15 protein-coding genes are annotated in these 16882 nt (G+C 30.0%); 4 read left to right on the top strand and 11 right to left on the bottom strand.

All coding sequences use genetic code 11. The annotated features are described in order from the left end of the window. Window positions 1-116: 116 nt before the first annotated feature. Together ACFO3U_RS06370 and ACFO3U_RS06365 are read right to left on the bottom strand one after the other, a co-directional pair. The gene (locus ACFO3U_RS06370) at window positions 117-590 is read right to left on the bottom strand and encodes a hypothetical protein (RefSeq protein ID WP_379739390.1); all 474 of its coding nucleotides are present in this window, start codon (window positions 588-590) and stop codon (window positions 117-119) included. A 34-nt stretch (window positions 591-624) separates the two neighbouring features. After that, window positions 625-1653, bottom strand: coding sequence for a hypothetical protein (locus ACFO3U_RS06365; RefSeq protein ID WP_379739387.1), 1029 nt, complete (start codon window positions 1651-1653; stop codon window positions 625-627). A 104-nt stretch (window positions 1654-1757) separates the two neighbouring features. Between ACFO3U_RS06365 and ACFO3U_RS06360 the strand changes: the two genes are divergently transcribed. The 4 genes from ACFO3U_RS06360 to ACFO3U_RS06345 all read left to right on the top strand — a co-directional run bounded on the left by ACFO3U_RS06360 (window position 1758) and on the right by ACFO3U_RS06345 (window position 6148). Beyond that, window positions 1758-2279 carry an RNA polymerase sigma factor gene (locus ACFO3U_RS06360; protein ID WP_379739384.1) on the top strand — a complete coding sequence of 174 codons (522 nt, stop codon included), beginning with the start codon at window positions 1758-1760 and terminating at the stop codon, window positions 2277-2279. Between the two features lie 44 nt (window positions 2280-2323). Then, window positions 2324-3223, top strand: coding sequence for a FecR family protein (locus ACFO3U_RS06355; protein ID WP_379739381.1), 900 nt, complete (start codon window positions 2324-2326; stop codon window positions 3221-3223). After that, window positions 3220-5751, top strand: coding sequence for a TonB-dependent receptor (locus ACFO3U_RS06350; protein WP_379739378.1), 2532 nt, complete (start codon window positions 3220-3222; stop codon window positions 5749-5751). The genes ACFO3U_RS06355 and ACFO3U_RS06350 overlap by 4 nt, the downstream gene beginning before the upstream one ends. Before the next feature lie 88 nt (window positions 5752-5839). After that, window positions 5840-6148, top strand: a complete 309-nt coding sequence (locus tag ACFO3U_RS06345) for a YbjQ family protein (protein ID WP_379739375.1) — start codon at window positions 5840-5842, stop codon at window positions 6146-6148. Between the two features lie 83 nt (window positions 6149-6231). Here the strand turns inward: ACFO3U_RS06345 and ACFO3U_RS06340 are convergent, their stop codons facing one another. From ACFO3U_RS06340 to ACFO3U_RS06300, 9 genes are all read right to left on the bottom strand, one after another. Further along, a complete protein-coding gene (locus ACFO3U_RS06340) occupies window positions 6232-6420 on the bottom strand; it encodes a YgaP family membrane protein (RefSeq protein WP_379739372.1) in 189 nt (62 codons plus the stop codon). 12 nt (window positions 6421-6432) lie between these two features. Beyond that, window positions 6433-6738 carry a hypothetical protein gene (locus ACFO3U_RS06335; protein WP_379739368.1) on the bottom strand — a complete coding sequence of 102 codons (306 nt, stop codon included), beginning with the start codon at window positions 6736-6738 and terminating at the stop codon, window positions 6433-6435. A gap of 5 nt (window positions 6739-6743) precedes the next feature. Next, window positions 6744-9977 carry an efflux RND transporter permease subunit gene (locus ACFO3U_RS06330; RefSeq protein ID WP_379739365.1) on the bottom strand — a complete coding sequence of 1078 codons (3234 nt, stop codon included), beginning with the start codon at window positions 9975-9977 and terminating at the stop codon, window positions 6744-6746. Between the two features lie 47 nt (window positions 9978-10024). Further along, complete coding sequence (locus ACFO3U_RS06325; protein WP_379739362.1) at window positions 10025-11107, bottom strand: efflux RND transporter periplasmic adaptor subunit; 1083 nt, start codon at window positions 11105-11107, stop codon at window positions 10025-10027. Between the two features lie 118 nt (window positions 11108-11225). Further along, complete coding sequence (locus ACFO3U_RS06320) at window positions 11226-12539, bottom strand: TolC family protein (RefSeq protein WP_379739360.1); 1314 nt, start codon at window positions 12537-12539, stop codon at window positions 11226-11228. Between the two features lie 177 nt (window positions 12540-12716). Next, window positions 12717-12845, bottom strand: a complete 129-nt coding sequence (locus ACFO3U_RS06315) for a hypothetical protein (RefSeq protein WP_339833713.1) — start codon at window positions 12843-12845, stop codon at window positions 12717-12719. 60 nt (window positions 12846-12905) lie between these two features. Beyond that, window positions 12906-14366 carry an NAD(P)/FAD-dependent oxidoreductase gene (locus ACFO3U_RS06310; RefSeq protein ID WP_379739357.1) on the bottom strand — a complete coding sequence of 487 codons (1461 nt, stop codon included), beginning with the start codon at window positions 14364-14366 and terminating at the stop codon, window positions 12906-12908. Window positions 14367-14465: 99 nt separating this feature from the next. Then, a complete protein-coding gene (gene cydB / locus ACFO3U_RS06305) occupies window positions 14466-15503 on the bottom strand; it encodes a cytochrome d ubiquinol oxidase subunit II (protein ID WP_379739355.1) in 1038 nt (345 codons plus the stop codon). Window positions 15504-15513: 10 nt separating this feature from the next. After that, window positions 15514-16860 (bottom strand): cytochrome ubiquinol oxidase subunit I, encoded by a 1347-nt coding sequence (locus tag ACFO3U_RS06300; protein ID WP_379739353.1) that lies wholly within the window; start codon window positions 16858-16860, stop codon window positions 15514-15516. Window positions 16861-16882 lie beyond the last annotated feature (22 nt).

The raw sequence follows: 16882 nt of genomic DNA, 5'->3' as shown, positions 1-16882 counted from the left end.
TAATAAGATGCAAAGATAGTATAAAGTTATAAAGTTGCAAAGGTGAATTTTGGTTAAAAAAATAAAAAAACCAGCCTAATTTTAGACTGGTTATAGAAAGGCAAAAAGGTATAAAGTTAATTTTTTTCAAATGTAAGGTAGTCAGTTCCACCATTTCCTCCACTTACATCAACTAATTCTATTTTAGTATCTGTTCTTGATAAAATATCCCAATCATCTGACAATTCATCTGCAAAATAAGATGGTGAAGAAAATAAAATATTAAAATCTAAATCATTACTTGGACTATCGTCATTACTATTGCTATTTGTAACAGACCAAGTACCAGTGTATGTATTTGTTCCATTAGATGCAGTTAACACATTAGAAGAGCCAAAAGTGAAGTTATATCCTGTAAAATAGTTTGTATGATTTTCACCAGAATCCTCATAAAAAGTTATTCTCCAAGTTCCTTGAGTAACTGTATTTATTACAGGTGTTGGATCTGAATTATTTGATGGATTTGGTGAATCATCATCATTACTGCACATTGAAGCTACGTTTAGCATAAATATCATTGCTAATAAAGGAATTAATTTTAGTTTTCTCATTGTTTTAAGTATTTAAGTTTATATTTATTTTTAATTAATTTTTTGTAAAGTATAAATAATCTGTTCCTCCATTTCCTCCGCTTACATCTTTTAATTTAATGATGTTTGATGAAAATTCAATTATTCTCCAATCGTCTTCTAGCTCATCTAAAGTTAATCCATCAAAAACAAGTTCTAATTTTTCTTGACCACTATCTATATAATTTGACCAAGTTCCATTAATCGAAGTTGAATTTTTTATAGCAATTGAAGTTCCATTAGAATTGAATGTAAAATTATAACCGTTGTAATTTGAAGTTTCATCTACGTCATCAAAATAATATGAAATATACCAAGTACCGTTTGTAATAATATTAGCTAAAGTTGTTGTTCCTCCACTTCCACCAGAAGAATTATCACAATCATCAATAGCATCTTCAATAAAATTTTCTAATTCATTGTTAGAGTCAATAACAATTGTTTGGCCATTTGAATTTTGTAATGATATAGGATAATTTATAGCTATTAAATCACTACTATCTAAATTTTCAATAAAATTATATAATTGTACATCATTTAGAATTGTCACTGTATTTGCTAATTGATTATTTGAATTATACACATTGATTACTATTGGATAATTAATACTTATACAATCAATTTCATCAAAATCATCATCTTCTCCACAATCATCAAGGACATCATCAAATGCATTCGAATTTAATATTACTTGAGTTGAAAAATTTTGATAAACAATTGTAATCGGATAATTAAAATTCACAATATCATCATCATTTGAAAATGCGTCAATAGCATCTTGAACAATTTGGTAATCTGTTGATGTTGAAACCGTAATTTGTTGATTATTTACAATTACAACCACTGGAAGTTGAACTGCAAAACAGCTACTATTATCTAAAACATTATCTTGAGAAGTTGCATTTTGTGAAACTCTACCCACTAATGATAATAAAGGAGATGATGCTGTTAAATTTTCATTATTATCCTGTATTATTTCACTTTCTTCGGTTTGACAAGAAAAAATGAATATAGAAACTAATATTAATAAAATAATATTTTTCATATTTTTAAATTATATGGTTTGATAGTTAAACAATATTAAATTAAAATACCCTACCTAGTTTGAAATATTTTTTTACTTTTATACTAGTAACAGAGTCATAAAAAATGAAAAACAATTCAATATCAGATACTTGTGATGAAAAAAAATTTTCTGCTTTTTTTAAAAGTAATGTGCAAGGTTTGAGAAATTATTTATACTACAAATTTGGTAATAGCAACCAAGCTGAAGATATAACTCAAGATGCTTTTATCAAATTATGGCAAAATTGCAAAGATGTCTCTATTGAAAAAGCAAAATCCTACATATATACTATTGCTAATAATTCTAGTCTTAATATTATTGCTCATCAAAAAGTGGTTTTAAATTATGAAAAAAATAATTCTAATTCAGATAGAACTAATGAAAATCCAGAATTCCTTTTACAACAAGAAGAATTTAGAGCAAAACTCTTAAAAGCAATACAAAGTATAAATGAAACACAACGAATTGCTTTTTTAATGCATCGAATAGATGGGAAAAAATATGCTGAAATAGCCGAAGAACTAAATATAAGCGTCAAAGCAGTTGAAAAGAGAATTCATATAGCATTAATTGAAATCAAAAAAGAAATTGAAAATTTCAGGTAGGGTAAATTAAAATTTAGTTGTTACTATACTGTAATTCAAAAATTATGGAAGAAGACTACAAATTGGCCAAATGGCTAAATAATGAATTGTCAGAAGACGAATTAGTCGAATTCAAGAAGGATTCAGACTATGAGTTATTGCATAAAATTAAGGAAAATTCAGCTTTTCTATCAACACCTAGTTTTGATGAAAATAGAATTTTACAAAACGTTTTAAAATCAAAGAAAGACTCAAAAGTAATCTCTTTACAAAATTGGTTTGTAAGAATTGCTGCTATTTTTGTGATTGGTTTGGGTTTGTATTTTGGAACACAAACTATTTTAACTACAACTCAATCTGCTGAAATAGGAAATAAAGCTAATTTTTTATTACCTGACAATTCTGAAGTAGCACTAAATTCAGATTCTGAAATTGAATTTAAAAAATGGAATTGGGAAAACAATAGAACATTAGATTTAAAAGGTGAAGCCTACTTTAAAGTAGCAAAAGGCAAAACATTTGAAGTAAACACTTCATTGGGAAAAGTAACTGTTTTAGGAACACAATTTAATGTAAAAGCCAGAAACAATCGGTTTGATGTAACTTGCTTTGAAGGAAAAGTAAAAGTAAAATATAAATCTCAAGAAATTATTTTAACAAAAGGTGAATTAATTTCATTTGAAAATAATCAAAAAATTGTTGCCAAAAATATTCTAGACATTCAACCTTCATGGATAAATAAAGAGGTTTCATTTGAAAAAGAAAATTTAGTCAATGTACTTTTAGAAATAGAAAGACAATACAACATAACATTCAACTATAAAAATATAGAAACTAATCAATTATTTACCGGAAAAATTCCTACTGATAATATTGATGTTGCCCTTCAAATTATTTCGGCTTCCTATCATTTTGAAATTCAAAAAGATTCAACTAAAAGTTACATAATTTCAACCAATAAGTGATTTTAACTACAAAACATTATTGTTTCCTATTTAGTCTTTTCTTTATCCTAGGTTTAAAAGCTCAAAATAAAGAAAAGGCTATCTTATTAAAAGACATTTTATCCATAATTAGCGAACAACATTCTGTAACTTTTAATTATATAGAAGAAGAAATTGCTGTTTTCAAAATTATTCCACCTGATTCAGATGTAAGTTTAAAAGTTAAATTGAAATATATTAGTGATAAAACTCTATTAAAATTTGAATATATTTCTGACAAGTATATTGCTATAGTCAATAATCAAAATCTAGACAAGCCTTTATGTGGATTTTTATATGATAAGGAAACTAAAGAGCCTATTGAAAATGCAACTATTCTGATTAAAAACACTATTAATTATGCCATTTCTGATGCTTCAGGTTATTTCGAATTAAAAATAAAATCGGCAAATGATGTAGAGATTTCTCATTTAAATTACAAAAAAAAACTAGTTCAATCGGCAAGTTTATATGTCGAAAATTGTCCCGAAATTTATATCGAAAGAATAATTAATGATTTAAATTCAATTGTTTTACAAGAATATTTGACTAAAGGAATTGAAAAGAAAAAAGATGGAACTTTTGAAATAAATCCAAAAAAGAAAGGATTACTACCAGGTTTAACTGAACCTGATGTTTTTCAAACCTTACAACAAATTCCAGGAATTAATACTAGTGATGAAATTATTTCTAATATTAGTGTAAGAGGTGGAACACATGACCAAAATTTATTTCTTTGGAATGGTATTCAACTCTATCAAACTGGTCACTTTTTTGGGTTAATTTCCGCTTTAAACCCTAATTTAGCTCATAAAATTACATTTTCAAAAAACGGAACTTCTGCTTTTTTTGGGAATAGTGTTTCCAGTACAGTACTAATTTCAACTCATACAGATTCCATTGAAAAAACTACTGGTGCTATAGGATTAAATTTAATAAATGGAGATTTTTATACTAAAATAAAAACTTCCAATAAATCTAATATAGAAATTAGTGGAAGACGTTCTTACACAGATTTTATTACTTCACCAACATATAGAAATTATTATAATAAAATATTTCAAAACACTATTGTAACTAATTCTTTAGACAATCAAAACATTCCTTTTAATGCTAAAGAAGATTTTTATTTTTATGATTTTACACTTCAATATCATCAAAAAATTAAAAAAAACACAAACTTATTCATTGATATTTTAAGCATCTCAAATGTTTTAGACATTAGTCAATCAAAAACAGAAAACAATAACGTCACAACCCGAAACAGTTGCTTAGAACAACAAACTTATGGTGCAAATGCTTCTTTACATACCAAATGGAATTCAAAAAATAGCAGTGAAATTTCTTTTTACACTTCGTATTACAATATAAGTTCAGAAAATGAAGCCATTGAAAGCAACCAAATTTTTAATCAAGAAAATACTGTTTTAGATACTGGAATAAAGATAGAAAACACTCATGATATAAATTCTAATTTCACATTTTATAACGGATATCAATTTAATGAAATTGGAGTTAGAAATATTGATGCTGTAAATAGTCCTATATTTTACAGAAAAATCAAAGAGGTTATAAGAGAACATGCATTAATTGCTACATTAAAATACAATTCCAAAAACAATAAATTAACTTCCAAAATTGGCATCAGGCAAAATTATATTGACACTTTTAATACTTTCATTTTTGAACCTAGACTTCAATTTAATTATAGTATTTTGCCATCACTAAATCTTGAAATTTTAGGAGAAAGAAAACATCAAACTATTTCTCAAATTATAGACTTACAACAAGACTTTTTAGGTTTAGAAAAAAGAAGATGGATTTTATCTAACAATGATAATATTCCTATAATAAAAAGTAATCAAGCATCTTTAGGATTTTCATTTTCAAAAAGAAATTGGTTAATAACTCTAGATAATTTTTACAAAAAAGTTGAAGGAATAACAACTAATAGTCAAGGATTTCAAAATCAATTTGAATTTGTAAAAACATCAGGAAATTATTTGGTTTATGGAAGTGAGTTTTTAATTCAGAAAAAATACGATCCTATAACCGTTTGGGTGAGTTACGCTTTCTCTGAAAACAATTATGAATTTAATACTTTAATTCCTTCAACTTTTGCTAATAATTTTGAGATTAAACATACTTTAAAATCTGCTTTAATTACTGATCTTAATAATTTAAAATTGGCATTAGGTACAATTTGGTTTTCCGGAAAACCTTTTACAGGTGTGATGCAATCAGTTCCAGAAAATACAGAAATATTGTATCTTGATCCGAATTCATTAAATTTAGAAAACTATTTTCAATTGAATTTTTCAGGTTCTTACATGTTTTCTTTTGGCAAAAATTCTAAAATAGATGTTGGTTTTTCAATGCAAAATATTTTAAATACACAATCCACTATTAATCAACATTATCGAATTAACAACAATGCTAACTCTGTTGAAAAGGTAAATACTTTTTCTTTAGAAAGAACTCCTAATGCATTTATTAGATTTTATTTTTAATTTTTAATCTTAATGCTTAATTTAATAAAATAAGAATTTTAGTAACAATACTATAAATTGAACTACTAATTAATAAAAAATAAAACTTATGATATTAACAACAACCAATAGCGTAGAAGATTATAAAATTTTAGAATATAGAGGCATCGTTTCCGGAACTGCTGTAAATATTCAAAAAATGAAAATGACTTTTAGTATGGAAAAATATTATGCAGCAATTAGCGAAAGTATTTCCGAAGTTAAAGAAAAAGCTTTTACTCAATTAAAAGAGAATGCTGAAAAATTAAATGCTAATGCTGTTGTAGGAATAAATGTTGATATTGAACTCACGGCAAGTAATTATGTAACTGTAGCAATTACTGGCACAGCTGTTAGTATTATTAAAAAAAGAGAGTAAATAAACATTTTGAATATTCTTTACTATAAAAACGCCATTAAATCTAATTAATGGCGTTTTCATTATTTATTTCTGTTTTAAAATTAATCTTTTATTTTAAAAACTTTTCGAAGAATATCTTCCATCAAACACCAATTGGTAAATGAGGATTGAAGTAAATTGGCTCCCACAAAAAAGGTAAACCAGTACCAATTTTGATTTACATACATTCCTAAAAGTACGCTTAATATTATAAAAGTTCCAGCAATTGCTTTTATTAATCTATTTATCATTTCTTCTGTTTTTTAATTTGATTTTTCAATATTTATTACTGCAATATGAATATGTGAAAGTGTTTTTTGCTTGGCATTAAAATCATTTATAGATTCAAATAGTAAATCCACATTTTCCTTTTTTACAAAAGCATAAAACAATAAGGATTCTGATTTATTCATTTCACTAGAAAACCAATTGGATTCGAATGAATCTTCAGTATTATCTCTATATCCAATGACTTCTTTGTATGAGAACGTTTCTACTTTTGCTATTTTTAATTGTTGAATAATATCTTTTTCAAACTCTTTTATTGCGGTTATTATTAGTAATTTCATATTTTTTAAATAGTAGATTCGTTAGTATTCTCTTCAATTACTTCTTCTTTTTTCTCCCATTTTTTTCTTTCAACGATGTAGTAAATTATAGGTACAACAATCAAGGTTAAAATCGTTGAAACAATTGCACCAAATACCAATGAAATGGCTAATCCTTGGAAAATTGGATCAAAAAGGATGATTACTGCTCCAATTACTACTGCACCTGTTGTTAATAAAATTGGTGTTGTTCTTACAGCTCCAGCTTCGATAATGGCTTGTTTTAAAGGAATTCCATCGTTTAATCGAATTTCTATAAAATCAATCAGCAAGACGGAATTTCGCACCATGACTCCTGCTAAAGCAATCATTCCAATAAAAGAAGTTGCCGTAAAATAAGCTCCCAATAACCAGTGTCCAAATACAATTCCGACCAAAGAAAGTGGAATAGCCATCATCATAACCATTGGTGTTTTGAAGTTTTGGAACCAACCTACAATCAACATGTAAATTATTACAATTACTACTCCAAAAGCAATTCCTAAATCACGGAAAACTTCTAAGGTAATTTGCCATTCTCCATCCCATTTTACGGTGAAATCGCTTTCATCTGTTGGTTGTTCCATGTACAATTCGTTTACCTTGTAGCCTTTTGGTAGTTTCATTTTTTGAAGTTCTTCATTCATTCCTAAAATGGCATAAACAGGACTTTCTAAATCTCCAGCCATATCAGCCGTTACATAAACTACTCTTTTTTGGTCTTTTCTGTAAATAGTTTTTTCTAAAGTTCCTTCAACTACTTTCACCAAATCAGAAACTGGAACCACATTTCCTCGACTTCCTTTAATTTTTAAGTTTTGAATGTCTTGCAAAGAAGTTTTGTCTTTGTCATCTAAAGAAAGTACAATTCCGACACTATTATTAGAATTTTCATCATACAAAGTAGAAACTGAATATTCCTTTAACAAATAGGTTAAATTTCCAACTACTTGTTGTGGTGCAATTCCGTTAAGCATTGCTTTTTCTTTATCTACAGCTAAAGTATATTCCACTTGATTGTCTTCTGTCATCCAATCTACATCCACAATATCCGTTGTTTTTTCAAGAATTCCTTTTACTTGATTAGCAACTTCTATTTGTTGTTTATAATCTGGTCCATAAATTTCGGCAACTAAAGTCGAAAGAACGGGTGGTCCAGGTGGCACTTCAATAATTTTTACATTCGCACCATATTTTTTTGCAATTTTTTGCACTTCTGGACGAACGATTTTAGCAATATCATGACTTTGTAAATCACGATCTGCTTTGTGTAATAAATTCACTTGAATATCAGCCATATTACTTCCACCACGCAAATCATAATGACGAACTAATCCGTTAAACGTAATGGGTGCAGAAGTTCCAATATAATTTTGATAATCTACGACTTCTGGAATGGTAGTTAAATATTGAGCAATTTCTTGAGTTACAGCAGCTGTTCTTTCTAACGTAGTACCTTCTGGCATATCAATCACAACCTGAAATTCATTTTTATTATCGAAAGGCAACATTTTTACTAAAACCGATTTCGTAAAAAACATCAAAACAGAACCTGCTAATAAAACAACTGTTAGTCCTAACATTAATCTACGTTTGGTAGAATTATCTAAAAATGGACGCTCCAATTTATTGTACATTCTATAAATCCAAGACGTTTCTAGTCCTTGCTCTTCTTTGTGTTCTTGTTCTTCTTTTTCGTGTAATAAATGATATCCTAAATAAGGTGTCACTGTTAAAGCAACAAACAACGAAAGTAACATTGCAATAGAAGCACCGATTGGCATTGGACTCATATAAGGTCCCATCATTCCGGATACGAAAGCCATTGGAAGAATCGCTGCAATTACCGTAAACGTTGCTAAAATTGTTGGATTACCTACTTCATTTATCGCAAAAATGGCAGCTTGTTTGAAAGGCAATCGCTTCATTTTGAAATGTCTGTGCATATTTTCAGCTATGATAATACTGTCATCTACTACAATTCCTACTACGAAAACTAAGGCAAAAAGAGTGATTCTATTTAACGTATAACCTAACATGTAGTAAGCAAATAGTGTCAATGCAAACGTTAAAGGAACAGAAAAGAATACTACTAATCCACCACGCCAACCCATTGCTAACATTACTAAAAGCGTTACGGCTATGATTGCTATTCCTAAGTGCATTAATAATTCACCTACTTTATGTGAAGCTGTTTCTCCGTAATTACGTGAAACCTCAACATGTACATCATCTGTGATTAATGTTTTCTTTAAAGCTTCAATTTTTTCAAGGATTTTATCTGCAATTTTCATCGCATCAGCTCCTTTTACTTTTCCTACTGAAATCGTAACCGCTGGATATTCTGATTTGTTTTTGGTGTATTTTTCATTCGCTTTTCCGTAACCAAAAGACACATAACTTCTTGGTGTTGCTGGTCCGTCTTGAATTTTAGCTACTTGTTTTAAATATACTGGCATATTGGCATTTACACCAACTACTAAATTTTCTACATCTTCTGAAGTGGCTAAGAATTCTCCTGTTGTAATTAAGTATTCTTGGTCATTATTTACAAAACTTCCTGATTGTGAACTTCCGTTATTGGCTTGAATCATTTGCATAATTCCAAGAGCATCTACTCCATTTTCGGCCATTTTATCTTTGTCCAAAATCACTTTTAGTTCGCGAGTTCTTCCACCAATTTCTTTGGTAATGGCAACGTCTTTTACTTTTTCAATTTCAGAAGTTACTTCTTCTGCAATTTGACGAATTTCAAAATCATTCAACGTTTCACTCCAAAGTGTTAATCCTAACATCGGAACATCGTCGATGGAACGTGTTTTTACCATTGGTTTATATACTCCTTTTGGAAAAATATTTTCGTTTTTCATCAACTCGTCGTATAATTTCACATACGAACGTTCTGAATCTTCGCCCACATAGAATTGCACAATTATCATCGCTTGACCATTCATAGCCATACTATGTAAATGCTCTACACCTTTGATGTTTGACAAAACTTTTTCGAGTGGTTTAATCACTCTACTTTCTACTTCAGCTGGACTTGCTCCTGGATAACCAATCATGATATCTGCCATAGGAACATTAATTTGTGGTTCTTCTTCGCGAGGAATTAAGAACGAACTATATACACCAATAATCATCAAACCTACCATCAATAAAATGGTTAATTTAGAATTGATGAAAAAATGGGCTATTTTACCTGATATACCTTCTTGCATTTTTTTAAAGTTTTAAGTTTACTGTTTAAAGTTGACAGTTTAACTAATTACTGAACACTAACTTTTACTCCGTTATATAATTTCCCTTCAGCAGAAACGATGTATTTTTCATCTGCTGATAATCCTGATAAAACTTCTACTTGATTTCCGAATGATTTTCCGATTCTAATCCAACGTAGAATGGCTACATTGTTACTTACTGTGTAAATTCCAGTTAATTGACCTTGCTTTACTAAGGCTGATTCAGGTACTAAAATTTTATCTGATTTTGTAGTTTCAGTTTTAGCTTTAGGTTTTTCAATAGGAAATTGAACATTAACGAACATTCCCGAAAGGATAGTTGCATCGGTTTTATCTAAATTGATTTTTACTAAATATTGTCCACCTGTGTTTGTTGCTGAACCGCTAACTTCACTAACCTTTCCTTTTAATTGTTTGTTGGAAGATTTTACTAAAACCGTAACAGGCATTCCGTTTTTAATGGAAGTTATATCTCCTTCCGAAACCATTGCCATTACTTGCATCAAATCATTTCCTTCCACACTTACTAAAGGCATTCCTGGATTGGCCATATCACCTTCTTTTACAAACGTATTAGTAACTTCACCTGAAAATGGTGCTGTGATATTTGCATAAGAAAATTGAGCCATCACTTCGTTACGCATTTGTTTGGCTCCTTCTAAACCTGCTTTTGCCATTTCATAACGAGAAGTCATATCGTCTAACTCTTTTTGTGAAGCACTTTGTTGTGCAAATAAAGCTTGGAATCTTTCATAATCTTTTTTGGCATTATTAAATCCAGCTGTAGCTTGTAAAATCGAAGCATCCACTTGTGCTTTTTTGGCTTGTAAATCAGTGTTATTAATGCTTACCAATAATTGACCTTGACTTACTTTTTGTCCCATTTTTACGTGAACTTTGGTTACATAACCCATCATTCTTGTACTTACATTGGCACTATTTTGTGACTCAATTTTTCCACTTGCTGTTACAAACGGACTATTATCATTTTCGGTTGTACCGCTTACTTTTACTGCTATTGGAGTTTCCGTTGCGATTTCATTTTTCTTTTCTCCACCACATGAGATTAGGAAAAGAGTTGAAAGTGTTAGGATTACTATTTTTTTCATTTTGATAATTTTATTTTTTTGGAACACAGATTTGAGAAATTTGAGAAATCTTACAATTTTTCTTTTTTCTTTCTTCTTGTTTCTTTTTTCTTGTTTCTTTTTTCTTGTTTCTTTTTTCTTATTGGGTTAAAAATTCTAAATACTTCTTGGTAAAATTGTATTCAAAAACGGCTTGTAGATATTCTAGTTCTTTTTGAAATTGTAAGGTTTCTGAATTTAATAAATCGGTTGTTTTTTCTAAACCTTCTTTAAAACGATTGGCTCTAATTCTATAAGCTTCTTGAGATTGCTCTAAAGCTAATTTGGAAAGATTAACTTTGTTTTCAGCATCACTTAATTGACGATTGGTTTTGTTTAATTCCAACTGACTTTGCGCTTTGTATTGTTGGCTTTCTGTTTGGGCTTTTTCGTAATCCGCTTTTGCTTTTTGGTATTTTCCAATAGTTTTGTATCCATCAAAAACACTCCATGAAAGTTGAGCTCCAATAGTATATCCTTTGGCTTCAGTTTGAAAAATTTTGGTATCATATAATTCATAACTTCCAAAAGCATTTAATCTTGGTAAGAAACTCATTTTATTCATTTGTGTCATTTTCCCATAAGCTTCCACTGATTTATCCATCGCTAAAATGTCTTTTCTGTTGGAAATTAATTTAGGTTCGAAAGCTGAAATTTCGATGCCATTTTCAATTTCTTCAATAGGTTTGAAAACTTTATTGGTATTATCTTCATTCAGTAAAAAAGCTAAATAATCGGATGCGTTTTGCACATTAGATTTGGCATATTGCAACTGATTTGCAACTTCATTCACACGAACTTGAACGGAAAGTAAATCAGTTTTTTGAAGCATTCCTTGTTTAGCATAATTTTCCACTAATTTCAAGTTAGCTTGAGCTGTTTTATTGGCTTTTTCTAAAACTTCAACTGCTTTATACGCCAATTGCAATTGCATGAAAGATTTGTTTACTTCTAGTTGAAGATATTCTTTAGTTCGTTCTGTTTGCAATTGAAAAGCTTCGTATTTAGATTTGGCAGCTTGTCTTCCGTAAAAACCATCCACGTTAATTAAAGGCTGTAAAACTTCAATTTTAGTAGCGTAATTTTGTGTTTGATTAGGATCATTCAACAAAGCTGGATTAAAATCGGAAGCTGTTAAAATTTCTTGATTCAATTTAGAACCAAAAGCCATCAAAGGATTGGTTGTAGAAATGGCAGTGTGAGAAGCAGAAATACTTGGCAAAAACAAGGAATTGGATTGATTGTAATCTGCTTTTGCAGAAGCCGCATTTTCTTTTGCAATTTTGATTTGTAAATTAGCATCGTTTACTTTTTCTAAAATTTCTTTCTTAGAAATAGCAATGGTGTCTTGTGCTGAAGCTGAAAAAGCTAGGACAAAGATTCCAAAGAAAGTTACTATTAATTTATTGTTCATAGTTGTATTTTTATTTGTAGCAAATGTACATTGAGAAAAAAGAGCGTTTGGTAACAAGAGTTACACTATGATGTAACAATAGTTACTAAATAAAAAAGAAAGAGGCTGCTTACTTCAAATAAACAGCCTCAATACTAACCAATAAAACTAAACTATCATCATTATGGAGATGATATGTTATCTGGTTCCTCCATGTCCACCAGCTACAATTTTTAAGATTCTAAAATTTAAATAGAAAAATTTAAAAAACTGTATTATAGGATTTTGCATTTTTGCGTGTTGTGATTTTGATATTCTTTGTGTCATTTTTTTATTTTTTTTTTGTCAGTTATCAGTCTAAATACTTAAAACTCCAATCTTAATACACTATTCAGGAATTAACCACCAAAAAGGTTTCATTTTTGCTTTGTAGATAAAGGCATAATGTAAGGCTAATTTCACCCAATGCCCTGCTAAACCTATATCTCCGAATGTTTTATTAATGTCTCTTCCTCCAGTTTCTGGATATTTTTTATAATCAGGAACAATAGGATATGTAGTAATGCTTACACCACTTCCTTTTGTCATTCCAAAACCAGCAGAAGCGATACAAGCAGCTCCCATGTTTCCTAATGAACCTTTATGATGTAAAGATTCTTTACCTAATTTAATGGAATCAATGATATTGTCAGCTACTAATTTTGCTGTAATTCCTGATGGCATGCCTGTTCTTGGTGGTGCTGGAAAAATTTCGGTTCCGTTTTTACTTTTTCTTGGTTTTGAAATGGAATGTGGTGGAGCAAAGGCAATTCCAGGTGCATATATATTTTTATAAGATGGGTTTTGATAGGTTTCTGGCCAATCTTGAACCGTCCATTCTTCGTATGGTTTTGGTGAATAATCTGCATCTACTATCATAAATCCTTTGAATAATTTATCGGTAATATCTGCCTCATTTTTATCGTATGCTTTGAATCCGTGACCTGAAAACGCTGGAATTAACATCGCAAAATCAAATTCTTCAGATTTGAATTCACCTTCTAGATTTTCATAATGAGCAATTCCATCTTCCATTTTATTAACACCTGCACCTAAAATCCATTTTATGCCTCTGTCTTCAAAAATCATTTCAATCATGTCTTTGGATTTCATGTTAAAACCATTGTAATCCATAAACATACCATCCATTCCGAAATCTCCTAAGTCCTTTTCGTTGGAAATCCATGTCATTTCTACTTTATCTCTAACACCATGTCTGACCAACTCTTTTTCAACATTTAAGATATATTCAAAAGCGGCTCCTTGACAAGTTGCTTTAGCGTGACCCGTTCCAATTAAAATCTTAGCTTTTTTATCAGAAGTCTTTAGTTGATCAATAAGTTCTTTTAATCCGTGCCAAGCATGTTCAGCGTGATCATAAGTACAAACGGAATAAGCTTTGTTATGTCCAGGATTTAAACCTTCCGTCATATCGAAAGCTAGTTTTGGTCCAGTTGCATTGATTAAATAATCATAAGTTACATTTTCTTGTGTACCTTTTTTTTCTCCAAAAACATATTCTACTGCCACAAATGGTTTTTGCTCTGTTTTATTTCCTTCTGGATGAAACGAAACTACTTTAGCTTGTTTGTATCCGATTCCTTTTCTTTTATATAAAGGTTCTAAAGGAAAAATTAATTGTTTAGCCTTCATTCTACCAATTCCAACCCAAATATTGGAAGGAACCCATTGGTAATTTCGATTAGGAGAAACCACAAGAACTTCATGCTCTTTTCCTAATTTTCTTCTTAAATGTGCTGCTGCAGTATGACCTGAAATTCCAGCACCTAATATTACTATTTTTGACATCTTAATTAGTTTAATACATCAAAAGTAGGTTATAACTTAACTTTCTACAGCTACATTTGTTACATAAAAAAAGTGCCTTAAAAAAGACACTTTTGAATTTTAATAACTGGTATCATCAAGCTTGACTTTACCATAAAATGTTTTATAAAGAAAAATAAAATATCCAGCTAACAAAGGACTTCCAATTAAAACTATAGTTAACATAATTCCCAATGATTTTTGAGAAGAAGCAGCATTGTAAATAGTTACACTATGGTCTGGATGAATGGTTGAGGGTAATAAAACAGGATAAAGCTGAAAAGCAACCAACATAAGTAAAAAAGCCATCGTTAAAGAAGAAAAAATCAACGCTTGAAAATACTTCTTTTTAGATACCAATCGAGGAATATTGGCTACTGCTAAAAATGATAATATAGGTAAAATAAAAAATATTGGATTATTTTTAAAATTATCCGTCACACCTGGAATATAAATCAAAGTGTATAATGAGGTGATAGAAAAACTAACAATAAAGAAAATCATTCCTTTTTTTAATAGAAATGTTAGTCTAGCGTGCAATCTTCCTTCTGTTTTTAATAGTAAAAAAATGGCTCCTTGTGTCATGAATATGGATAAGGTTGTAAATCCAGTCATTATTGCATATGGACTCAAAAAAGCTAAAAAAATTCCTCCTTGATAACTATGATTTTCCACTATTTCAAAACCTTGCAATACATTGCCTAAAACTACTCCTAATAAAAATGCAATTAGCACATTGGATACAAAGTAAATGATATCCCAAGTTTTTCGCCACCAAAGCATTTCTTCAGCACTTCTAAATTTTATAGCTGATGAACGCAAAACTAACAGCATCAAAAACAACATAAATGGAATATACATTGCCGATAACATGGTTGCGTACATTACTGGAAATCCTGCAAATAAAGCTCCTCCTCCAATAATCAACCAAACTTGATTGGCATCCCAAAGTGGTCCAATGGCATTGATGGCAATTCTTCTACTTAAATCTTTTTTAAAAAATAAATGCCATGCTCCTGCTCCATAATCAAAGCCTTCTAAAATAGCATATCCTGAAAATAATAATCCTACTACTAAATACCAAAGCGTTGGATAATCTATACCTAAAAATGTTTCCATGTTTCTTGATTTAAATAATTTCTAATGCATTTTTAGCTTCATCATAAGGTCCATGTTTTATTTTTTTATTTAAGGAATATAAAAATAAAAGCAACAATAGTGAATAAACTACCGTAAACAATACTAATGAAAATACAATTTGATTGGCTGATACTTCTTGCGAAAAACCTTCACTTGTTCTCAAATGTCCGTAAACAATCCAAGGTTGTCTTCCCATTTCTGCAGCAAACCAACCTACTTGATTGGCAATTTGTGGTAAAATCACAGAAAACGAGAAAATCCACATGATCCATTTGGTTTCAAATAATTTGCCTTTCCACCATAAAAAACTAGCATAAAACGTTAAGGCAATTAAAAACATTCCAATGGAAATCATAATATGATAAAATTGAAAAACAGCATTTACTTGACTAGGCCTATCTTCTTCAGGAAACGCATTTAATCCTGTAATGGGAGCTTTAAAATCTTGGTGTACTAAAAAAGATAATCCACCAGGTAATCCTAAACCTGTTACTTTTTGATTTTCATTATCTACCCAACCCAAAAGATATAAATCCGCTGGAGCTGATTTTTCATAATGTCCTTCCATAGCTGCTAATTTTGCAGGTTGATTTTTAGCTACACCATCTGCCGAACTATGTCCAGAAAGCAATTGTGAAAAAGAAACTACAGTTGCCACAACCAATGCGATTTTAAAAGCTCTTTTAGATAAATCAACATATCTACCTTTTCTGATATAATAAGCATGAACACTCAAAACCATAAAAGCACCAGCTAAAAAGGCACCTTGCCAAACATGAATGATTCTATCGACACTTGATGGATTAAAAACCATAGCCCAAAAATCGGTTACTTCTGCGCGAGCATTGAAACCTTCTCCGACAATATGATAACCTGCTGGTGTTTGTTGCCAACTGTTGGCTACCACAATCCATACTGCGGAAAACATCGAGCCTAAAAAAACTCCAATTGTAGATATGAAGTGTACTTTTGGAGAAACTCTATTCCATCCGAAAATTAGAATTCCTAAGAAAGTACTTTCTAAACCAAACGCAAATAGTCCTTCAGCTGCTAAAGCACTTCCGAAGATATCACCCACATATTTTGAATAAACTGCCCAATTGGTTCCAAATTCAAACTCCATGATAATTCCGGTTGCAACACCAATTCCGAAAGTTATTGCGAAAATTTTCAACCAAAAACGAGTTAGAACTTCGTATTCTTTATTTCCAGTTTTTAAATACAAACCTTCCATAATAACCATAATTAAACCTATTCCAATACTTAGAGGTGGATAGATATAATGAAAGGCAATGGTGAAGGCAAACTGAATTCGTGCTAATATTTCAACATCCATGATATTAATTTTTTATACTACA

It is taken from the genome of Flavobacterium ponti (assembly GCF_042652765.1).
In the GTDB taxonomy this organism is placed as follows: domain Bacteria; phylum Bacteroidota; class Bacteroidia; order Flavobacteriales; family Flavobacteriaceae; genus Flavobacterium; species Flavobacterium ponti.
The sequence above is the reverse complement of the archived record's forward strand: the minus strand, read 5'-3'. Positions and strand labels throughout refer to the sequence as shown.